At 61.4% G+C, this 20,699-nt stretch carries 16 protein-coding genes, 1 tRNA gene and 2 pseudogenes; 7 read left to right on the forward strand and 12 right to left on the reverse strand.

The features are described 5' to 3' along the window. Positions 1–154: 154 nt before the first annotated feature. From yidC to rpmH, 7 genes and pseudogenes are all read right to left on the reverse strand, one after another. A pseudogene (yidC, locus tag ACFQAU_RS10220) lies at positions 155–2,024 on the reverse strand (membrane protein insertase YidC). 284 nt (positions 2,025–2,308) lie between these two features. Beyond that, a complete protein-coding gene (locus ACFQAU_RS10225; RefSeq protein WP_386283868.1) occupies positions 2,309–3,625 on the reverse strand; it encodes a putative bifunctional diguanylate cyclase/phosphodiesterase in 1,317 nt (438 codons plus the stop codon). Further along, positions 3,595–3,849, reverse strand: coding sequence for a hypothetical protein (locus tag ACFQAU_RS10230; protein ID WP_386282037.1), 255 nt, complete (start codon positions 3,847–3,849; stop codon positions 3,595–3,597). Before ACFQAU_RS10230 ends, ACFQAU_RS10225 begins: the two co-directional genes overlap by 31 nt. A gap of 107 nt (positions 3,850–3,956) precedes the next feature. Then, entirely contained in the window at positions 3,957–4,736 is a 780-nt protein-coding gene (gene ttcA / locus ACFQAU_RS10235; protein WP_386282040.1) for a tRNA 2-thiocytidine(32) synthetase TtcA, read from the reverse strand. A 155-nt stretch (positions 4,737–4,891) separates the two neighbouring features. Beyond that, positions 4,892–5,104, reverse strand: coding sequence for a membrane protein insertion efficiency factor YidD (gene yidD / locus ACFQAU_RS10240; RefSeq protein WP_386282044.1), 213 nt, complete (start codon positions 5,102–5,104; stop codon positions 4,892–4,894). A 4-nt stretch (positions 5,105–5,108) separates the two neighbouring features. Further along, positions 5,109–5,531: a ribonuclease P protein component gene (gene rnpA, locus ACFQAU_RS10245; RefSeq protein WP_132444207.1), complete on the reverse strand. Its 423-nt coding sequence runs from the start codon at positions 5,529–5,531 to the stop codon at positions 5,109–5,111. Positions 5,532–5,557: 26 nt separating this feature from the next. Next, positions 5,558–5,692, reverse strand: a complete 135-nt coding sequence (gene rpmH / locus ACFQAU_RS10250) for a 50S ribosomal protein L34 (protein ID WP_007118882.1) — start codon at positions 5,690–5,692, stop codon at positions 5,558–5,560. Positions 5,693–6,010: 318 nt separating this feature from the next. On the opposite strand from rpmH, the gene ACFQAU_RS10255 reads away from it, so the two are divergent. The 4 genes from ACFQAU_RS10255 (at position 6,011) to ACFQAU_RS10270 (ending at position 9,710) form a co-directional block, all read left to right on the forward strand. Beyond that, complete coding sequence (locus ACFQAU_RS10255; protein ID WP_132444208.1) at positions 6,011–6,745, forward strand: TVP38/TMEM64 family protein; 735 nt, start codon at positions 6,011–6,013, stop codon at positions 6,743–6,745. Then, entirely contained in the window at positions 6,742–8,163 is a 1,422-nt protein-coding gene (locus tag ACFQAU_RS10260; RefSeq protein WP_132444209.1) for a dihydrolipoyl dehydrogenase family protein, read from the forward strand. Before ACFQAU_RS10255 ends, ACFQAU_RS10260 begins: the two co-directional genes overlap by 4 nt. 8 nt (positions 8,164–8,171) lie before the next feature. Then, entirely contained in the window at positions 8,172–9,557 is a 1,386-nt protein-coding gene (locus ACFQAU_RS10265; protein ID WP_132444210.1) for a sensor histidine kinase, read from the forward strand. Between the two features lie 76 nt (positions 9,558–9,633). Further along, positions 9,634–9,710 (forward strand) — tRNA-Arg (locus ACFQAU_RS10270). Between the two features lie 149 nt (positions 9,711–9,859). On the opposite strand, the pseudogene ACFQAU_RS10275 reads toward ACFQAU_RS10270, so the two are convergent. Beyond that, positions 9,860–10,389, reverse strand: a pseudogene (locus ACFQAU_RS10275) (DsbA family protein); the annotation flags it as partial. Between the two features lie 439 nt (positions 10,390–10,828). On the opposite strand from ACFQAU_RS10275, the gene ACFQAU_RS10280 reads away from it, so the two are divergent. Both ACFQAU_RS10280 and ACFQAU_RS10285 read left to right on the forward strand, forming a co-directional pair. Beyond that, entirely contained in the window at positions 10,829–11,002 is a 174-nt protein-coding gene (locus ACFQAU_RS10280; protein ID WP_132444211.1) for a M24 family metallopeptidase, read from the forward strand. Then, positions 10,999–11,124 (forward strand): hypothetical protein, encoded by a 126-nt coding sequence (locus ACFQAU_RS10285; protein ID WP_260010321.1) that lies wholly within the window; start codon positions 10,999–11,001, stop codon positions 11,122–11,124. The genes ACFQAU_RS10280 and ACFQAU_RS10285 overlap by 4 nt, the downstream gene beginning before the upstream one ends. Positions 11,125–11,216: 92 nt before the next feature. Here ACFQAU_RS10285 and ACFQAU_RS10290 read toward each other — a convergent pair whose 3' ends face one another. Further along, the gene (locus tag ACFQAU_RS10290) at positions 11,217–11,696 is read right to left on the reverse strand and encodes a hypothetical protein (RefSeq protein ID WP_386282055.1); all 480 of its coding nucleotides are present in this window, start codon (positions 11,694–11,696) and stop codon (positions 11,217–11,219) included. Positions 11,697–11,783: 87 nt separating this feature from the next. Between ACFQAU_RS10290 and ACFQAU_RS10295 the strand changes: the two genes are divergently transcribed. Next, complete coding sequence (locus tag ACFQAU_RS10295; RefSeq protein ID WP_386282060.1) at positions 11,784–11,978, forward strand: hypothetical protein; 195 nt, start codon at positions 11,784–11,786, stop codon at positions 11,976–11,978. A 1,573-nt stretch (positions 11,979–13,551) separates the two neighbouring features. On the opposite strand, the gene ACFQAU_RS10300 is transcribed toward ACFQAU_RS10295, so the two are convergent. From ACFQAU_RS10300 to ACFQAU_RS10310, 3 genes are all read right to left on the reverse strand, one after another. Continuing rightward, the gene (locus tag ACFQAU_RS10300) at positions 13,552–17,073 is read right to left on the reverse strand and encodes a hypothetical protein (protein WP_386282064.1); all 3,522 of its coding nucleotides are present in this window, start codon (positions 17,071–17,073) and stop codon (positions 13,552–13,554) included. Further along, positions 17,070–17,903: a hypothetical protein gene (locus ACFQAU_RS10305; RefSeq protein ID WP_386282067.1), complete on the reverse strand. Its 834-nt coding sequence runs from the start codon at positions 17,901–17,903 to the stop codon at positions 17,070–17,072. Before ACFQAU_RS10305 ends, ACFQAU_RS10300 begins: the two co-directional genes overlap by 4 nt. A 118-nt stretch (positions 17,904–18,021) precedes the next feature. After that, the gene (locus ACFQAU_RS10310) at positions 18,022–20,655 is read right to left on the reverse strand and encodes a beta strand repeat-containing protein (RefSeq protein WP_132444214.1); all 2,634 of its coding nucleotides are present in this window, start codon (positions 20,653–20,655) and stop codon (positions 18,022–18,024) included. Between the last annotated feature and the right edge of the window lie 44 nt (positions 20,656–20,699).

Raw genomic sequence — 20,699 nt, forward strand, 5'->3', positions numbered from 1 at the left:
CTCGCCCAATCTCCGGGCGCGGCTTTGGATGCGTCATGGGCCACGGCCCAGAGCCGGTCATAGGGCATCGACTGCCCGGCGCGCAGGGTCACACGCTCAACCGTCTCGCGGCCATGGGCCTTGAGCGGGTGCCGGTTGAGCGCAGTGATCTGCATCACTTTTTCGACTTGCCCGATTTGGGTTTGCTATCTGCATTGGCGGCATCACCCTTGGGCGTGCGTTTAAAGCCGCCTGCGATGTTGCCCCAGAGGTCAGGCTTGTACCCTTGGCTGCGCATGATCAGATACTGCTGGGTGAAGGTGATCGTGTTGTTCGCGATCCAGTAGACCACAAGGCCGCTCGCGAAACCGCCCAGCATGAACATGAAGACCCAAGGCATCCAAGCAAAGATCATCTGCTGTGTCGGATCGGTGGGGGCCGGGTTCAGCTTTTGCTGCAGGTACATGGAAATACCCAACAGAAGCGGCAGAATACCGATGAACACCAGCGCCAGCATCGAGCCGGGCTCGGGGGCCGCATAGGGCAGCAGGCCCCAGAGGTTCATGATCGAGGTCGGATCGGGCGCGCTGAGGTCTTGGAACGGGCCAAAGAAGGGCGCGTGGCGCAATTCGATCGTGACAAAGATCACCTTGTAGAGCGAGAAGAAGATCGGGATTTGCAGAAGGATCGGCAGACAGCCCGCGGCGGGGTTTACCTTGTTCTTCTTGTAAAGCTCCATCATGCCCTGCTGCATCTTCTGACGGTCGTCGCCCGCATCTTTCTTCAGCTTTTCCATTTCGGGCTGAAGTTCCTTCATCCGCGCCATGGAGACGTAGGATTTATAGGCCAGCGGGAAGAGCAGCGCCTTAATCAGCAGTGTCAGGCCGATGATCGCAACGCCCATGTTGCCGATGAGCTGGTTGAGGTTGTGCAGTAGCCAGAAGATCGGCTTGGTCAGGAAAAAGAACCAACCCCAGTCGATGCTGTCGATGAATTTGGCGACACCGGAGGCTTGGTAATCCTGCAGGGTTTCCCACTCCTTCGCACCCGCGAAGAACTTGCTGGAGGTGCTCACGCTTTCGCCTGCCGCGACCGAGCGGGTCGGCTGGCGGGTGAAGGCACGGTAGGTGTCGGCGCGCGGGTCATAGGTGAGCGCCTGCTCAAAGGTCTCGCCCGCGTCGGGGATCAGCACGGCCTGCCAATAGTGATCGGTGAAGCCGACCCAGCCCTCGGTGACGCCTTCGGTGACCACGGCGGGGCGGCCCCAGGTGCTGTTCACGTCGGCTTCGGCGATGTCGTCCCAATCGACTTCGGAAAGCTCACCATTGGCCATGGCTACGGCGCCTTCATGCAGGATGAAGAAGCTTTTCAGGTCTTCGGGCAACCCGTGTTGCGCGATCATGCCGAAGGGGGCGAGGTTCACCGCGCCTTCGCCATTGTTGGTCACGCTCTGGGTGATGTCGAACATATATTCGTCGTCGACCGAGATGGTGCGGGTGAAGACCTGACCGGCGCCATTGTCCCAGCTTAGTGTGACGGGGCTGTCGAGGCCCAGTGTTTCGCCCTCGCTCAGGGTCCAGAGCGTATCGACACCCGGCACGGCATCGGGCGCAAGGCCAGAGCCTGCGGCCCAACCATGCAGCGCGTAATAGGCATCGCTCGATCCTTCGGGGGAGAGCAGGGTCACGATTTCGGCGTCTGCGTCGAGCGTGGTTTGGTAGTCGTTTAGTTTCAGGTCATCGATCCGACCACCCATGAGCGAGATGGAGCCGCTGACCTTATCGGTCGCAATGGCCACGCGGGGGCAGCCGCCAGAGCCGCGCGGCGGCCTTCGGGTGCGGCGCCTTCGCCATCCTCCGTGCCGGGCGCGGCAGCGGTGTCGGCGGTGGAGGCTGGGACCGAGGTGCCCTCGATGGTTTGGCTGGTCTCTGTGCCGGGTTCTAGCGCAGGGTCGGCTTCGGGGGCGGGAACAGGAGGAACCACACGAGGATGACGGCAAAGCTGAGCGCCGTGGCAAGGATGAGATTCTTGTTCTGTTCGTCCATGGGGACCGCCACCTGATGTCTTTGAATATCATGGGGGTTCAACAGAGTGCGGGGCCAAAGGTCAAGTGGAATCGGGTAAGGTTAGGGGCGATGTAGCGTGGTTTTGGCCCATCTGGCATGGGTTTTGCGGAGTTTCGCCGGGGGCGGTTGCGGGGCCTGTGGCGCTGGCTTTGACTCGGGTCGGGGCCGAAGGGGTTGGGGGCCTCGGCGCGAGGGGCGTATCATCTGTCTGGGGTAGGCACGGCACGCTACATTTGGCGCGTGCAGATCGGACGAATGTGGCGCTATGTCGCGCGCCCGTTCATGATGCGGGGCACATCTTGCAGTTTTGCATTGTGGCGGGCGATCCAATCAAGTGTTTGCTCAAAAGGCATGGGGCGGGCGATGCCGAAGCCTTGCACGTGGTCACAGCCGAGTTGGGCCAACAGGACATGCTCCCCCACCGTCTCCACCCCTTCGGCAAGGGTTTCGACGCCCAGGCGTTCGGCCATGGTCAAGATGGCGCTGATCATGCGTTGCTGATCGGGGTCGCGATCGGCCTTCATAACGAAGGAACGATCGATTTTGATCCGGCTTACCGAAAAGCGGCGGATGGACGCGATGGAGGCATGGCCGGTACCGAAATCATCAAGGTCGATGCGGCAACCGAGCTTGCGCAGGGCATTTATATTTCGGGTGATCACATCATCGGCGGCGGAAGCGACGACCGTTTCCAGTACTTCGATTGCGAGCCTTTCGGGGGATAAATCAAAACGGTCCAACTCCCACGTGATTTTGTCGATGAGCTGAGGGTTGGCAAGTTCGCCGCCTGCGAAATTCACCCCGATCTGGGGCACCTCGGTGCCGGAGCTGTCCCAAGCTTTGAGCGCTGCAAAGGAATGATACATCATCACCTCGGCCAAACGTTCCAACAGGCCAGCTTCTTCGACGGCGGGCAGGAAATCGGAGGGCGGGATCATGCCTTGGACCGGGTGGTTCCAGCGCGCCAGTGCTTCAAAGCCGGTGATTTGACCGGTGTCGGTTGAGATTTGCGGCTGGAACCATGGTTGAATCTGCCCACTGGCCAATGCCTGCGCGACCTCCTCGCGGAGTTCTGCGCGGCTTTCGGTTTCCCGGCGCATCTGGTCAGAGAAGGCGCGGATGGAAGATGGCCCGCGCCGCTGGCCGCTGCGCAGCGCCGTGGCGGCGGCGGCAAGCCAAGCGGAGCCATCACCGCCCGGGGCGCGGGTGTTGAGGCAAAATCCGACGGAGGCCGTGAGATAGATCGTGACCCCATCGACAAAGAACGGTTCTTCCAAAGTGGCCTGAAGCCGCCCGGCGAGTTGAATGCAAAGCTCAAGATCAAGCTGGCGGACCGGGGCCGTGCAGATGGCGAAACGTGCTTCGCCCATCTTGCCGATGATATCGTCATCCCGCAGGGCGCTGTGCAACCGTTCGCCGCTTTGCCGCGCAATCGTATCAGCGGCGGATTGGCCGTAACGTTCGATGATCTGGTCAAAATCCTCAAGCGCGATAAAGCACGTTGCCGACAAGCGCCCCTGTGTTCGGGCGCTTTGAAAGACCTGTTCGGTCAGCTCTTCAAAGGTGCTGCGCTGTAGTATGGCGGTGTGCGCGTCACGGGGAAACGTCGCCCCTCGCCAAACCGCTGCCCCGCAAGAAACAGAAGTGGCAGCGCGGCAGAGGCGCCAATCAATGCCATTTCACCGCCGATCCAAAACGCCAGCAGTGACATCGCGGGGAGAAAGGCCAGAGCGGCCTGACCGCTAAGCAATGCGGCGAGCGACTGGCGCAGTTGCCCGGGCCCAGTGGTGCGGTAATGTGCCATCGCGATATCCCTCTTCAATGCGCGCCATGCCTGCGCTGATGGGGGTGGGATATCGCCTTTAGGGTGTGTCGTGGGTTAACAGAGACCGGTTTTTCGCGGATTATTATCTAAAATTGTTCTTGCTCTGTACTCTTAATGTTCCGCGTAAGCCCGGCAAAGTCGAAAAGCTCGGGATCCAGCAAATGTGAGGGCCGAGCGTTCATCAGGGCGCGGAACATAACTTGCCGACGACCGGGACTATTGGCCTCCCATCCGTCGAGAATCGCCTTGACCTGCTGGCGTTGAAGCCCGTCCTGCGACCCGCAAAGATCGCAGGGAATGATCGGGTAATTCATCGCCGTGGCAAAGCGTTCGCAATCGCTTTCGGCCACATGGGCAAGTGGGCGGTAGAGGAACAGATCGCCTTCTTCGTTCACCAGCTTGGGCGGCATCGTCGCCAGCCGTCCGCCGTGGAAAAGGTTCATGAAAAAGGTTTCAAGGATGTCATCCCGATGATGCCCCAGCACCACGGCAGAGCAGCTTTCCTCCCGCGCGATCCGGTAAAGATTGCCCCGGCGCAGGCGGCTGCAAAGGGCGCAGAAAGTGCGTCCGGCAGGGATCTTGTCCATCACGATTGAGTAGGTGTCTTGATATTCGATGCGATGCGGAACGCCCATCTTTTCAAGGAATTCCGGCAGCACGGTGGCCGGAAAGTTCGGCTGGCCTTGGTCGAGGTTGCAAGCCAGAAGCTCGACAGGCAGCAGGCCACGCCATTGCAATTCATGCAGGACCGCAAGCAGGGTGTAGCTGTCTTTGCCGCCCGACAGGCAGACCAGCCATTTGGGTTTCGGCGCGCCCTCGGCGGTCGGCTCGACCATGCCGTATTGGTCAATCGCCTCGCGGGTCATGCGGACGATGCGCTTGCGCAGTTTCTTGAACTCGGTGCTTTGCGGTGCGCCGGCAAAGAGGGGTGAATCTCGTTGGTTTCGTCCAGCATCGTCGGTCTCTCACTATCTGCTTGGCTTCACCTAGGGCATTTTACCCCTTTGCCGCAAGCGTGGCGCTAGTCTGGGACGTTGTCGATCCCGCTGTGGCCCCACGGGTGGCAGCGGGCGATGCGCCGTGCGGCCAGCCATCCACCCCGCAGCCCGCCGTGTTTTTGCAAGGCTTCCAGCGCATAGGCGCTGCAGGTGGGCTGGTAGCGGCAATTGTATCCAACCCATGGGCTGAAAAGCAGCCGGTAGCCGCGCACCGGCAGGGCGAGCAGCGCCGCCAAGGGGTCATTTGCGCGCCCCGTGAAGGATATCAAGCGCGCGGGTGAGATCGGCTAGCAACTGGTCGAAGGGCAGGGCCGCTGTCGCCTCGCGCCGCCCGACAAAGACATAGTCCATGCCTGCGCGCCCCGCCTGAGGCAGCGTCAGCCGCGCGATTTCACGCAGGCGGCGCTTGGCGCGGTTGCGGGCCACGGCGTTGCCGACCTTTTTCGAGCAGGTAAATCCCACGCGAATGGGCGCCGCGCTGGGCTCATCCTCCCGGCGGGGTCGCATTTGTAGGATGAATCCCGGGGTCGCTACACGTTTGGCGCGGCTGGCACGCTGAAAGTCCGCCCGTTTGGTCAGGATTTCCAAACGCAGAGAAACCGCCGGGGCAGGGTTCCCTTTTGTGGCGCAAATGCCATTCAAGGGTGCCTCCGGCGGTGTCATATTCTGGTTCCGAAGATCGAAGGCGCTTACGCGCTCAGCGATTTCCGGCCCTGTGCGCGGCGTGCATTGATGATCTTACGGCCGGCTTTGGTGGCCATGCGCGCGCGGAAACCATGGCGCCGCTTGCGCACGAGGTTCGAGGGTTGAAAGGTGCGTTTCATCGCTCCGTCTCCATCTAAAGCTGGCTGGGCACGGAATCACTTGAAGGGTTCCACCGCGGCCAGCGTCAATTCAAGCCCGTCCTCTAATGCGGCGGGGCGCGCAAGTCAAACCCCCTGAGGCGGAAAAACTGCGCTTTGCAACAAAATGCCGGTCAGAAGGGGGCGGTTTGTTTCAGTTCGCCCTTCTACCCTGCGAAATCGGGGCTCTCGGCACAAGTCCTATCAAGCGCGCGTGAGGAGCCTGTTCCTGCGCGCTGCTTCACGCCATCATTAAGGAAACGGAAAATGGTCTGATGTAGGCCTAATAAAAGTGTTGAAATGAGCCGCAAAGATCAAAGTAAGCCCGCGCTGATGCGTTACCTGCCCCTTGCGGTGATCCTAGCGGTCGCCGCCATCGGCGCGTTTACCCTGCGTGATTACCTGAGTTTCGACGCCCTGCGTGAGAATCGCGAGGCGCTGATCGCCTTTCGCGACAACAACTACCTGCTGACCGCGCTGGCCTTTGTCGCCGCCTATGTAGTGATCGTGGCATTCTCCCTACCGGGGGCCACAGTGGCGACATTAACTGGCGGCTTTCTGTTCGGGCTGTTTCCCGGTGTCCTTTATAACGTGGGTGGGGCCACACTCGGCGCGATCGTGATCTTTCTGGCCGCGCAATGGGGCCTCGGCGACCGGCTGAAAGAACGGATGGATGCCTCAGAGGGGGTGGTGCGCAAGATCAAGGCAGGGATCGACGATAACCAATGGTCGATGCTCTTCTTTATCCGGCTCGTGCCGGTGGTGCCGTTTTTCGTTGCGAATCTGGTGCCTGCTTTTCTTGGCGTGCCGCTGTTTCGCTTCGCGATCTCGACGTTTTTCGGCATCATGCCAGGGGCGCTGGTCTTTACCTCTGTCGGGGCGGGGCTAGGTGCGGTTTTTGCCCGAGGTGAGACGCCGGACCTCGGGATCATCTTTGAGCCCCATATTTTGCTGCCCATTCTGGGTCTTTGCGTTCTGTCGCTGCTGCCTGTGGCGATCAAGACATTTACCGGCAAGAAGGATCTGCTGAAATGACCAACCGTATCAAGACCGACGTTCTGATCATCGGCGCAGGCTCTGGCGGGTTGTCGGTGGCGGCGGGGGCCGTCCAGATGGGCGCGGATGTGACCCTACTTGAAGGGCATAAAATGGGCGGTGATTGCCTGAACTATGGCTGCGTGCCTTCAAAGGCGCTGATCAAGACTGGCAAGACCGCCCATGCCCAGCAGCGCAGCGCGCAATATGGGGTCGAGAATGCCGCCGGTACGGTGGATTACGCGGCGGCCAAGGATCACGTGGCCGATGTCATCTCGCAAATCGCGCCGGTCGATTCGGTTGAGCGCTTTGAAGGCTTGGGCGTGCGGGTGATCCGTGAATACGGGCGTTTCATTTCCGATAAAGAGGTGCAGGCGGGTGATACGATCATCACCGCGCGGCGGATCGTCGTGGCCACCGGGTCATCCCCGCTGGTGCCGCCGATTCCGGGGCTGAATGATGTGCCCTATGAGACCAACGAAACCCTTTTCGATCTACGGGAAAAGCCGGAGCATATCATCATCATCGGGGGTGGCCCCATCGGCATCGAGATGGCGCAGGCCCATGTGCGAATGGGCTGCAAGGTGACGGTGATCGAAGGCGATCGGGCGCTTGGCAAAGATGATCCGGAGCTGGCTGAGGTGGTTCTTCAGACCATGCGCGACGAAGGCGTCGCTTTTGAAGAGGGCAGCAACGCCGCGAAGATCAGCGGTGAAGCGGGCGCGATTACGGTTGAAACTGAGGTTGGCCGTGTCATCAAAGGCTCGCACCTGATGATGGCCGTGGGGCGCAAGAGCAACATTGAGCGTCTCGACCTTGATAAGGCGGGAGTGGAAACCACCAAAGCAGGCATCAAGGTCGATGACAGCCTGCGCAGCAGCAACCGCCGCGTCTATGCCATTGGCGACGTGGCAGGCGGGCTGCAATTCACCCATGTGGCGGGCTATCACGCTGGGGTGGTGATCCGCTCGATCCTCTTTGGCCTGCCGAGCAAGACCAAATTACACCATATCCCATGGGTCACCTATGCCGCGCCGGAGCTGGCGCAAGTCGGGCTGACCGAGGCGCAGGCGCAAGAGGAGCATGGCGACAAACTGGAGGTCGTGCGTTTTCACTATAACCACAACGACCGCGCCATCGCCGAACGCCAGACCAAAGGGTTCATCAAGGTCATGGTGGTCAAGGGCCGCCCGGTCGGGGCCAGCATCGTCGGCCATCAGGCGGGCGAATTGATCACCCTGTGGTCACTTGCGCTGGTCAACAACATGAAGATGAGCCAGATTGCCGCTATGGTCGCCCCTTACCCCACGATCTCGGAAATCAACAAACGCGCGGCGGGGGCCTATTTCAGTCCGCGCCTCTTCGAAAGCGCGTTGGTTAAAACGGTTGTGCGCGCCGTGCAGCGCCTGTTGCCCTGAGATAGCACATGATTCACTCGCTCTCTGGCCGTTTGCTGATCCTCACCACCATCTTTGTGATGCTGGCCGAAGTGCTGATTTTCGTCCCCTCCATCGCGCGGTTCCGCGAGGAATATATGCTGACCCGGCTAGAGCGGGCGCAGATCGCGTCGCTGGCGCTTTTGGCTGACGATATGCTCGACCCGGAGTTGGAGGCGGAGTTGCTGCGCAACGCCGAGGTCTTCAACGTGGTACTGCGCCGGGACGAAGCGCGGCAATTGGTGCTGGCGTCCCCCATGCCGCGCTCTGTCTCGCAAACCTATGACCTGCGCGATGCCTCTGCGATGGTTCTGATTCGTGACGCGATGCTGCGGCTGTTCCGGCCGGGGAATGAGGTGGTGCGCGTGATCGGCGCCCCGGTGCGCGAGGCGGGGCTGCTGATCGAAGTCACGATGGAAACGGCACCGATGCGCGTTGCCATGCTCGACTACGGGATTCGCATCTTGATGCTTTCGGCGGTGATCTCCGTCATTACGGCGGTGCTTTTGTTCTTTGCCATGCGGGCTTTGCTGCTCAAGCCGATCAAGCGGGTGGCAGGGCATATGCAGCGCTACGCCGCCGCGCCCGAGGACGCCCGGCGGATTATTGAGCCCTCCGCCAGTGTCACCGAATTGCGCGAGGCTGAAGTGGCGCTTCAGAAGCTCCAGACGGACCTGACACAGGCGCTGAAACAGAAAGAGCGTTTGGCCCAATTGGGCAGCGCGGTCAGCAAGATCAGCCATGATCTGCGCAATATCCTCACCTCGGCGCAGCTGTTCACCGACCGGATCGAGATGTCCGAAGACCCAACGGTCAAACGCATGGCGCCCAAGCTCGTCAGTTCCATCACCCGTGCGGTGCACCTATGCGAATCGACACTGGCTTTCGGCAAGGCCGAAGAGCCGGGGCCGACGCTGACCCTCATGCTGCTGGAAGATCTGGTGGAAGAGGTCATCGACGGCGAACGCCTTGCCGACCCTGAAAGCGACATCAGCTTTGCCGCCGACATCCCCGCGAATCTGACCGTGCGTGCGGACCCCGAACAAATGTACCGCGTGCTGGCCAATCTGATGCGGAACGCCCGGCAGGCGATTACCGCCACCGGCAAACCGGGCGAAGTCTATTTGCGGGCCGAGGATATGAGCGATGCGTGGTGCGTCACCGTCAGCGACACCGGCCCCGGCCTGCCACCGAAAGCGCGAGAGCACCTTTTTACCGCGTTTCAGGGCGGTGCGCGCAAAGGTGGGTCGGGCTTGGGTCTGGTGATCGCATCCGAACTGGTGCGCGGCCACGGCGGCACCTTGGCCCTGCGCAGCAGTGGGCCGGAAGGGACTGTTTTTGACATAACGCTGCCCAAGGGGGACGGCACCCTATAGATTTTCGCAGAAAATTGCATTTCCTCAAAACGAGGGCTTGCAACTCCCCGGGGCTAAGACTAAACCCCCGCTCAGTGGACCGATAGCTCAGCTGGATAGAGTACCTGACTACGAATCAGGGGGTCGGGGGTTCGAATCCTCCTCGGTCCGCCACTACCCAAAATTGAAGAACGCAGTGCTTTTGGCGCGTCTCACCCGTCTTTCGGCGGGTTGTAAAAGCCCGTGTCGCGGTAGGGTTGGTCAAAGGCGTGATCCATCAATTCCAGATGGTCTTGGCCGTAATACATGTCTCCATTCAGAAAATAGCTGGGCGAGCCGAAGATGCCGCGGGCGATCGCCTCTTCGGTGTTCTCGGCGTGAATGGTCTGAACGTCTGCATCCGTCGCCTGCGCGATCAGAGCGTCACTGTCGGGATCAATCGCAGCGGTCGCGCGGCGCAGATGCTCGGGATCGCGAGATCGATATCATCGCGCCAATGCGCCTGAAGAATCGCAAAGGAAAGCGCATCGACATCGCGCCCAGCCCGCGCGGCGGCGATCAGGTAACCGTTTGAAAGGTCGAGCGCATTGTCGTGATGCGTGGGGCGGTGGTTGAGGATGTCCAGCCCGCGATACTGAGCCCAACGGGTGATCTCTCTGCCAAAGAAATAGTCGATATAATGGGGGGTAAAGCCACGAAAATGGGACACCCGACCCGCTGCGATCACCGGATAAAGATCAAATGGTTGGTGGATGAGCTTCGCACCACGGGCGGCGCAAATCTCCAGCAGTTTGCGATGCCCAAGATAGGCGTAAGCGGAATGGGCGGAATAGAAATATTCAATGGTGTCCAACGTCGGCTCCCTCTGTTGCGCGCATCATGGCGGAAACCGATGTGCAGGCAAGGACGGGGGCCGAGAGGTAAGGGTAGAATCACGAAAGCGCTAAATGCAGAGCACTTAAATCAGCGATAGTCACTCAATACCGACGTTTGGGTGTGGTGTTTGCCCGCGGGCGGGGCGCAATCGCGCGGGCCTGCCGGGGCTGGGGGCGCTGCTTTGCCACGAGAGCCAAGGCCACCACGCCTGCGACCAGTATCAGGAATTCATACGTCCACATGAGCCATTCCTCCTTGGGCATGTTCATAAGGTTAACGACGCTTATGCTCGCTGGGTTCCGCCCTCCTGCCGGAGGCGGCGGTCTTTGGCCGAGGCCGTAATGAACAACGCCGGCGCATGCCAGCGGATGGCCTTATCGGTTCAACTGTTGTTCAGGGATCAGGCCATCTGGCGCATGACGGCCATCGTAGCGACGGCGGGCTGGGGGAGCAGCGATGTGGTCACGCAGGCAGGGTACGATGCGATTGTCCTGCACCGCCCGGGCCATGGTCTTGGCAGTGACGTACATGAGCCGCGTAAAGTCGCTGCGCATTCCGACCCGGTACTGGCCGAGGGAATGTCTTTTTGATCGAGCGGGGCATTTATCTGGAGTGCAAATTCGCCGTACGCTTGGAGAAGATCGTGATCCTGCGCGCCGATGGTCTGGAAATCTTCTCGGAAATGCCGCGCGAGGTGCAGCGCCGCAGCTAAAAAAGTGGCCAAAGCGGCGAAAATACGCACGCTTTGGCCTGGAGGGAGACAGACAGAGAGAGAGAGAGAGAGAGAGAGAAGGGGGCGCGTGGTTAGGAGGTGCCGCGGGCCATGTTTTCAAAAATGCTTTTCATATGGCTGTCGAACTCATTCCACGTGATGACGGCCCGGTTGCCCGCATGGCCGTGATAATAAGACCGGCCCGTTGACGTGGGCAGCCCGGCCCAGATGCGGGCGAGGTTCTCCATAAAGCGATGGCGGCTGATCTTGCCCTTCATGAAGGGGGTAAAGCCCGCATCTTCGAGCAATAGGTCGGCCAACAGGTCTTGGACCCGTGGGGTAAAGACGTCACTTTTGCTCAGCCCGGCTTCGGCGACGAGCGTTTTCAAGGTGTTGGGGATGAACTGGTAGCGCCCAATGGCATGGGGCTGGCCGGGGGTGGCCGCGATCCAGCGGTAGATTTCGCCGATGGTCATGCTTGTGGGGCGCTTCGGCGGCTTGACCCGTGCCCCGTGTTGCACCGCGTCATAGCCTTTGCCCCCGGCCTCAGCCGACGCGATGACATGGCGCACGGCGGCGGATGGCCCCCGCGCGTGGGAATGGCAAGCTTGCGCGGTGCGCGTTTGGCGGTCGTCTTGATCATGCTGCGGTTAAGGTAAATGCGGTCCTCCGAAGCGGAGGGCGACAGGGCGAAATTCAAGCCGGCGACGGCGATCTTCCTGCTGTCGAAACGGGCGAAATCATTTGCATTTGCCGCACCGGAAAGGGTGGCGGCGATCAGGCAAAAGGCAGTGCTGGCAGCGAGCTTTTTCATCTGGGTTTCCCATCTGGGTTGGATGTTGCGTTGGCCCTGATCATGCGCGCTTAAAATCGATATTTCATTAATGCGGACAGCTAGTTAGCGTCTCGAAAGGATAGTTGGTCCGGCACTAGGAATAGGCCAGGTCACCTTTGGAGCGCAGCAGCGCTCTGAAAGAGGAATGAGCCACGTTCCAGATGCGCTTGGAACGTGGCTCTCCCTCGGGGCTGAGTCTCCCGGTCAGCTTCCGAGGAACTGGTCGAACTGGGTCCAGAGTGAGTTGTCCAACAGCAAGTTGAACCGGAAATAGAACCCTTCGTCATAGAGGCCGCTTTGCCCTGCCACCCGGCCACGGGCCTTGTTGTAGCCGAGCGCCAGCAGGATACCTTCGCGCGGGGTGAAGCCGAATTCGGCGCCGATCCCGTTGGAAGAGTTGCCCTCGCTGTCCCACAGGTGCGTGGCGTTGAGGCCGAGTTGGAAACGGTCGTCGCCAAATTCGTAGTTCAGACCGCCTTGAATCAGCTGCGTGGTGGTATTGGCCGCCGCGCCGGCATGGGTGCCGATCTTTTGGTACTGGCCGGCATATTTGCCGTTGATCCGCAGGTCGGCATCGATCTCGTAATTCGCATCGATCGACCATAGGTGCGTTTCCGTGCTGGCGTGTTTCTCTTCCAGCCGGTGTTCGTACCACGCCAGCACATCAAGGCGGGCATTGTCCTTGGGGCGATAGGCTGCGCCGATGCGGGTGCGCATACGGCGGGAGTCTTCGCTATCCCGCCGATCAAGCGCGGCACGGCTGCGCGCCAGAACGGTGAGGTCCGGGGTGACATTGCCCGCGATGCCGATGCTGGCGTAGTGGGTTTTGCCGGATTCTTCCCATGTGGTCTCCAGTTCGGCATCGCCGACCCAATCCCCATCCGCCGATTGCCAGCTTGTGCCGATTGCGAATGATGTCAGCTCACCGTCATCGGTCTCAAGGTTCCGCGAATGCTCAAGATCGGCGCGCAGATTGGTGCTTTCGTTGATATCCCAATCGACCGACAGACCCTGCACCATGGTGGTGTCGCTTGTGCCGCCGGCTTTGGTCATCTCGGTTCGGCCAGTGACCCATTCGTTCAGCGTGTAGGTGAACCCATAGGCGGCGCGGGTGACCAGCTCGTCACTGCCGAATTGAAGCTCGATCTCATTATAGACGCGCCAGCCGTTCTTGGGCTCGTCATAGAGGCCGAGGGTCAGTTCAGTGGGGGCGTCGCCACCGAGCGGCGCGCGCAGCTGGGCTTCGATCACGGTGCCGGGGCGGGCCGCCGGGGTCCAATGTGCACCCAGGATCAAGGCCGTGTCGCTTTCGCTTCCGGAGGCGGTGCGGTCGCGGCTGTATTCAAGACCAATCTCGCCGCGCAGGGTCTTGCTCAGATGCCGCGAATAGATCGCATCCACGGTCAGCCGAGCGCTGTCGTTGACCCGGTCACGTGTGTATTCCGCGCCAAAGGCGATGTCGCTGCGCTGATCGATCTCTTCGCCATAGCTTAGGCGGACTTGGCTGGTACCTGGGCGGGCCAGTCCGCCCTGAGCGTAGAAATCGCGCCCGGTGTGGATCGCCTCGAAAGCGAAATGGCGGGTCTCGGTCTTCAACTCATAGGACAGGCGCGCGGCGGTGTCGTTCTCGCCCATGGCGTTTTCCGAGCGGGCGACTTCGGCCTCCCACAGGCCGCCTTGGCGGTCTTCGTGCTGGATATAGGCAGAGTGCATCCGCTGGCGGGCCGTGTTGCCAAGGGGGCGTCGGCATGCACCGCACGGGCGCCGATGGAGGTCCGCTCGGACAGGGCATAGTTCACCTCGCCTCCGTAGAGCCAATAGGCCTCGGCGCCCTCGGCTTCGACCTCATAGGTCACGCGGATTGACACGGGGTTGCCGTCAAGGTCGAACTGGCGCACCGGCGTGTCGAAGGTGATCGTGTTGCGGAAGAAGTCGAGCAAGTAGTCGGTGCCGCGCAGCAGGGGCGTGGCCGACAGGATATCGCCGCCATCTTCGTCCCGAACAAGGATTTCCACACGCTCGGACCCCTGCACATAGCCGCTCAGGTCAAGGTCATAGGGGCCAGAAACACCGCGCCCGCGGATTTCCTGTTCCTGCTGCTCCTGCGCGGTGCGGGCCGCAAAGACGGTGACCGATACGCGGTCGTTCTCCCAGTGACCTTTGGCGCCGGTGGCCACACGTTGCAGGCCGCCCAGTTTCAGCGCGCTGGCCTCAGGCTCGATGGCGATATCGCCGTAGAGCACGTAAGAGCGGCCCTTCTCCACCTTCACGAAAAGGTTGGATGAAGATTGCGCATCGGCACCGCGTTCGGAATTGTCGCCATAGACGGGGTAGTATTCCTCTCCGCGGATGTCGCGGAACAGGCTGTCTTCGGTGTCACGGTCCGAGCTGTAGCGCAGGGTCAGCAGGGCGTCGCCACGGATCACCCCTTTGAGGTAAAGCTCACCGCGGATCCCGGTTGTGGTGTCTTCGAAAGCGCTGATGCGGTCTTCTTCGATGACATTACCCGCGTCCCCGCTCAACGATACCGCGCCTTCGATCACGCCGATCAGAACCCGTTCGTTCAGATCCGGGGTGAAGGTCAGCCGCGCTTCAGCCTCGCCAAAGGACGACCGTACGGTGATCAGATCGGGGCCAGAGGCCTGCGGTGGGATGAGGTTAAAGGTCGCCTCACCATTGTCGAGATAGGCCTGCACGCCGGGCGCGCTGCTGCGGATGTCGGTCACATCCCAAAGCGACCGGCGGGCCGAAAGGGTCACCGTGCCGGACGCGGGCACCGGGCGACCCCGGGCGTCGAGCACGCGCACCACCACCGGCACCACAGAAGCGGGATTGGCCGCGGCGGTTTCCGGCAAGAGGATCTCAATCCGGGCGGGTTTGCCGGGCGCGGTAAGGCGCAGTTCCTTGCGGACACGTTCGATGCCGAAGCCGTCACGGCCCACCAGCGTCAGCACGTTCTCGCCCGAGCCCAGTTTCACCGCCACATATTCCAGCGCCTGCACGTTGTTCTTTTCCAGACTGGTGCGCTCTCCTACCCGGTCGCCGCCAAGCTCGCGGCCATTCACCAAAAGCGTCAGCGTCAAGTCAGCCTTGCCCTTAATCCGGATGTTCTGGGTGGCGCGGGTGACGGCGGTGTCTTCGGCAAAGTCGACAAAGCCGGGGGCGCTATCAAGGTTAGGGATCATGCTGTCGAGCGTTTGGCGCTGCGCCGAGGCACGGGCGGCTTGAGCCACAGAGGAGGCGTCGACCCCGGCCTCTTCGTTTTGTGCGGCGACCATGCCGGGGGTCAGCTGGGTGGTGGTGGCGATGCCAGCCTCGCCGCGCACCGACCGGGTGCTGCTGCGCTGGCCGTCGATCGGCAGATCGGTTGCATTCACGCCCGGGGTCTGACGTTTTCCGGCGAAATGATCACGACGTTTGCTGACTTCTTTGAGCGCTTCGGGGGTGCATTGGGCCACGGCAAAGTTCTCGGTTCTAAGCTCGCCCTTTTTCAGTGGCACCACGCGCGACCCACCGCGGCGCAGATCGTTGGTGCGGGTCACTTGCACCGCACTCCCAGCGGGGAGGGTTTCGGGCTGCACGAGGAAAGCGTGGGTCACCGGGCGCATGCCGTTGAGCGAATAGGCACCATTGATATCGGTCACAACAAAGAGCCCTTCTTGGGTCACGATGCGCACGCCGGGAATGCCCGGCTCATCCTCGGCGCGGTCGCGCAGACCGTTGCCGTTGCAATCCATGAACACGGCGCCCAGGACGGTGCCCTGCCGGGCAAAAACACCGCCCGAATTGTCGAGCCGTACCATCGCGCGGGCGGTCTGCGACTGCTGCAGCGCCCCGGTGCCTGCTTGGCGGCCCGACAGGATCGCGGTGTTTTCAATGCGGCCTTCGCGGGCTGCTGCAGAGAATTGCATCACATAGGACAGCTCATGGCTTGTCAGCGGCTCAAGCATGCCCACGTCAAAGCGCAGATCGCCGTTGCCGATCTCTTGCGGATCGTCCAGCGGCTCGCCGTTAAGGGTGACCGTGCCGGGAACAAAGTTCACACCATAGGCCGGGCGGTCGAGGATCTCGCCACCGATCAGGGCCTGATGCATGTTGTTGGTAAAGCTGAGCGTATAGGTGACGAATTCACCATGGCCCACGCTGTCGAGGTCCGCAGCCTTGTCCAAGGCCAGCGGCGTGCCGTAATTCGGATCCACCGGAATATCGGAGACAAAAAGCGCGCCGCCTGCGTGGTTGAAGGCGTTGCCCCAACCTGCATCCATCACCTTGCGGCCCATCCCGGCATAGTCCAGCCGGGCGGAGGGGAAGACCCAAGTGGGCGCATCCATCACGGCATAGCGGTAGTCGCCTTCGGGCATTTCGGAAAAGGTAAAGAACCCGCGTTGGTCAGTCTGCGTGCGGGCCATTTCATTGCCCGTACGCGCATCGACAAGGGCGACAGACACATCGGAAACCGGGGCGTTGGAGACGGAGTTGAACAGGAAGTTGCCGGGGTTGATCATCAGATCGTCCTCAAGCACCTCACTGTCGCAGGTCGCCGTGGCGATGAAGCTGTCGCCAAAGTCTGTGGCCATGACCTGATCCCCGGCGACGGCGGGCGACATCTGCGCCAACGGCAGGGCGGGGGTGAGGAAGATGCCGGTATTCGCGCCGGTCTCGGTCGCGATGATCGTTTCCACGTCGCCGGTCAGCATGCTGCGGATCGTCACCGCTGTGCTGTCGACCTCGGTGCTGACGTTGCAAGTGCCTGAGGTGAGACGCAGACGGGTGTCGCTGCCCGGTGTGCCATAGGGTTGATCGGCGCCGGTTTCGGGGTGCTCGAACACCAATGTGCCAGCTGTCTCCGACTCGCGGTCATAGATCACGGTGTTGGAGGCCAGCAGTAAGGTGCTCTCTTGGTTGTTGTAAAAGGCGGAGGCGGTGTTGTGCACCTCGACCTTGCCCAAGGCGGCAGGCACGCGCACCGAAAAGCTGGGATCGGTGGCATGGCCGATGGCGTAGTCGCCCTCATGAAAGAAGGCCACCGCATCTACATCGTGGGAAAGCCCTGCGGGGACCACGCTGAGGTATTGGTGCGCGGGGGCGCCGCGCATATGGACAAGGGCCGTCATGGTCCCCGATCCTGCACCGTGTTAAACACGGTATTCAGCGGGATCGCATCGCGCAGCAAGACACCGGTCCGGGGTGTGCCGTCGATCACGATGGGCTGGCCGTCGATCTGCGGATAGCCAAAGGCGTCCCGCTCGGAGTCGTTGCGCAACCGCAGGGTGTAGGTGATGAGCGCGCCTTCGTCGTTTTCCGAGACGACCTGCTCTTTGGAAACTTCGAGCCCGCCTTCTTCGACGCGCGAGACCCCCACCGCTTCTTCGCTCAGGCTTTGGCCATCTTCGGTCACGGCAGAGGCCGTCAACATGCTGGCGAACTGGGTGCTTACAGGGGTGTCTGCGGAAATGCGGAACTCATAGATCAGTTGCAGCCGCTCTCCCGCCGCGAGCATGATGGGCGCGGACATGTCGACCGCCCGGTCTTCGACATCGATCAGGCCGTTGCCGTTCAGGTCGGGGAAAAGCGATTGGCGGGACATCATTTGGGCGCTGCCCTGTTCGCCAATGCTGAGCGATGTGGAAAGCGGCACGTTGCCGGTGTTGATCACGTCGAAATGGTAGCGGCCAAAGGCGCCGCGGGTCAGCAGAAGGTCGGAGTAGCCGGTCACTTCCAGCCCGGGAACTGCGGCGACTTCGGCCCGAACCGGGTTTGAGAAGACACGTTCCATGATGCCAAGGGAGGTATTGAAATAGCTGACTGCTGCCACGTTGCGGATGAAAGATCCGGCGGGGGCCGGGGCGGCGGCGGCGGTGTGGGGCAGAAGGCTCAGGCTCATTGCGGAGGCGCTGATCAGGGCCAGAGCCGGGCGGGCTTTAGACATAAGGAAACTGCGCATCAGCTTGCTCCTGTGCGATCCCTAGAAAGGGCATGAAATAATTGGGGAGACGAAAACGGGGGTAGAAGGGGTGCCCCCGGGTGAGCGTTGCTCAGCCCGGGGGCACCGGAGAGGTCGGTTAGTCGTCGACCCGCACGGTGAACTCTACCCGGGCAAAGCCGCCGGGAAGGATCGTGCCATGTGTGCTCGATACGTTGGTCGAGGTGACGGTGGCCGTGCTGGTGCCCGGGAACAGGCTCTCTGGGCAGGCACCGCCACAGTTTGTGACCGCGGTATAGGCCGGTGCGGCGTCCGAGATGATCACGTTGTCCGCCGCAGAGGCGCCCGTGTTCTCGGCTTCGACCATGTAGCGGATGCACTGGCCGGGCTCGACATCAAGACGGGTCTTGGTGAAGGTGCCCACGGTGCCATCGCAGCCCGCGTCGATATACTGATACTTGCTCAGTGTGACATCGCCCGAGATGATGACCACGCGGTCTTCGACGGCGTTGTTGGTCTGGTCGATATCGGTCCCGGTGCCGTTCAACGTGTTGTTGATCGAGATCGTGCCGACTTCGGAGACACCTTGGGTGGCTGTCGATGGCGTCTGCACACGGTAGATCAGCGAGATGCTGTCGCCCGGAGCAAGTCCGTTGACACCCGGCGAAACACCGTCGGTCAGGTCATCGAAGTTGTCGATCACCGGCTCGGATGGATCGATCACGCCATTGCCGTTCTGGTCCCAGAAGATCGCGCCTGAGAAGTTGGTCAGACCGGATTCGGTGATCGACGCCTCGGTGATGGCCACGTTCCCTTCGTTCGAGATGGTGTGGAGGATGTCCACGATACCACCCGGCGAAGCCTGCGCGCTTTGGTTGTCGATGATCTTCACGTCGTAGATTTCGTTGACCGTGACTTGGTTGACGATACGGTCACCCTGTCCCGAGACGGAAGAGACGACCGCGATGTCGACCAAGGTATCGCCGGGCAGGGCGTCATCGGCCGGGGTGATCACCGCACGGATGGCCTGCGAATCACCTGCAGGGATGGTGCCTGTGTTCGACACGATCGACCCGTCTGGCAGTTGGAACTCAACCGTCCAGCCTGCGGGCAGGGCCTGATCCAGCGACAGGTTGAAGCTGTCCGAGGTCGGGCCGTTGTTTTCGACCAGCATGTCAAAGACGACAGGTTCACCGGGGTCCGCCGTTTCGGTGATCCATGGGTTGCCACCGTTTGTCGGGGCCGCGCCATCACCTTCGGAACCGACCACGGCGTTTTCAAGGTCAACCGAAGCTGCCAGCACCGCGCCTGAGAATTCAGCGGTCGATACGTCAGAGACGCCCGAGTTGTCCGACGTGGTGGTGATTGTCGCGGTGTAGTTGGTGGTCGCGGTTGGTGTGACGTCTGATGGCAATGTGGCAATCAACGTCACCTTGGCGCTTTCCCCGATGGCCAGCGGACCAACAGAGCTTACCACCGGTGTGACACCATCCGCACCGACAAAGCGGAAGGTGGTACCGTTCGGGAAGTCCACATTGGCCACGTCGAGCTGCAGGCTGTCCGGGCTGTTGGAGAGGTTGGTCAGCACGAATTCCTGACGGATCACGCCGCCTTGGTAGACATCGCCGGTTTCCGTGACGACATCGTTGCTCGCGGCGTCATCGTCGGTGCCCGAGGCAATCGCCGCATTGGCGGTGCCGTTGGAGTTGATTGCCGTATCGGCAATCGCCACTGCATATTGGTTGTCCACGGTGACAGAGGCGGTGTTCGACGGCGGGAAGGCTGTGCCGTCAACGTCTTGGGTCGCCACGTTGGTGATGATGCCCGCATTGGCGGTATCCGCGATCACGGCACGGAAGGTCACCTCACCCGAGCGGCCAGAGCCGACAGAGGAGATCAGGAAGTTGACGTTTTGGCCGTCATCATAGTCCCAAGCGATTGTCTCGCCGGAGCCGTTTGTGGTGTCCACGACGGTGGAACCGTTGTCATCGTCCAGCGGTGTAGCAGAGTCAGACCAGCGGGCCGAGCCGGGAACGTAGGCCAGGCGGCCATCGAGCACGTCCTGCACAGAGTAGTTGTTGGCGGCAGCGAGACCGGTGCTGGAGTAGGTCAGCGTGATGGTCACTACGTCGCCCGCGTCGATGATGTTTGGATTGGCGCCGCCTGAGGGGTCTGCTGTCATCGATTTGACCAACTCGACAATCGCGTCGTTAGAGATTGTCAGCGTGTCCGTGTTGGTGCTCAGCACGGTGCCGTCGAGGGTCGAGGCCGCCGTCACGGTGATCGTGTCAGAGCCGGTCGCCGTGGAGGCGACGGAGGCTTCGATCACGATGCCGAACTGCTCACCCGGGGCAAGGGTCGGAGTCTCGGTCAGCGGTGTGGCGCTATCGGCCACGCCGTCCATATTGGCGTCGGGGTAGAAGACCAGTTGCGACGTATCAAGCGTGCCGGTGTCGGTTTCCACCGCGGTAAGAGCGAAGGCATCCGGGCCGTTACCATCGTTGGTAATGATGTGCGGCAGGAAGGCCTTGCCGCCGGGGGCGATCGTCTCGGAGTTGTCGGAGGTCAATGTCACGCCGGCAACTTGCTGAACGATCGTCTCAACGGTGTTGGAGGTTACCGTGATCGTGTCGCCCGCCGCGTTGGTATAGGTCGCGACGGCTTGGTTGCCGATGACCGAGCCCGCTTCGGGTGCCGCGAAAGCGACAGTGCCGATCACGGCGGTCAGAGCAACAGCGCTCACGGAGCGCAGGAAGGTTGTATGGTTTTTCACGTTAATATTCCCTAGTTCTATAGTAGTTGGAGAGAGAGAGGAGA

The organism is Sulfitobacter profundi (assembly GCF_042661425.1).
GTDB lineage: Bacteria > Pseudomonadota > Alphaproteobacteria > Rhodobacterales > Rhodobacteraceae > Sulfitobacter > Sulfitobacter profundi.

Coding starts and splice junctions, on each gene's coding strand:
- ACFQAU_RS10230 (WP_386282037.1), bottom strand. CDS start 3,849: ATGGCACATTACCGCACCACTGGGCCCGGGCAACTGCGCCAGTCGCTC.
- ttcA (WP_386282040.1), bottom strand. CDS start 4,736: ATGACCCGCGAGGCGATTGACCAATACGGCATGGTCGAGCCGACCGCC.
- rnpA (WP_132444207.1), bottom strand. CDS start 5,531: ATGACACCGCCGGAGGCACCCTTGAATGGCATTTGCGCCACAAAAGGG.
- rpmH (WP_007118882.1), bottom strand. CDS start 5,692: ATGAAACGCACCTTTCAACCCTCGAACCTCGTGCGCAAGCGGCGCCAT.
- ACFQAU_RS10255 (WP_132444208.1), top strand. CDS start 6,011: ATGAGCCGCAAAGATCAAAGTAAGCCCGCGCTGATGCGTTACCTGCCC.
- ACFQAU_RS10260 (WP_132444209.1), top strand. CDS start 6,742: ATGACCAACCGTATCAAGACCGACGTTCTGATCATCGGCGCAGGCTCT.
- ACFQAU_RS10265 (WP_132444210.1), top strand. CDS start 8,172: ATGATTCACTCGCTCTCTGGCCGTTTGCTGATCCTCACCACCATCTTT.
- ACFQAU_RS10280 (WP_132444211.1), top strand. CDS start 10,829: ATGACGGCCATCGTAGCGACGGCGGGCTGGGGGAGCAGCGATGTGGTC.
- ACFQAU_RS10295 (WP_386282060.1), top strand. CDS start 11,784: ATGCGGTCCTCCGAAGCGGAGGGCGACAGGGCGAAATTCAAGCCGGCG.
- ACFQAU_RS10300 (WP_386282064.1), bottom strand. CDS start 17,073: ATGACGGCCCTTGTCCATATGCGCGGCGCCCCCGCGCACCAATACCTC.
- ACFQAU_RS10305 (WP_386282067.1), bottom strand. CDS start 17,903: ATGCGCAGTTTCCTTATGTCTAAAGCCCGCCCGGCTCTGGCCCTGATC.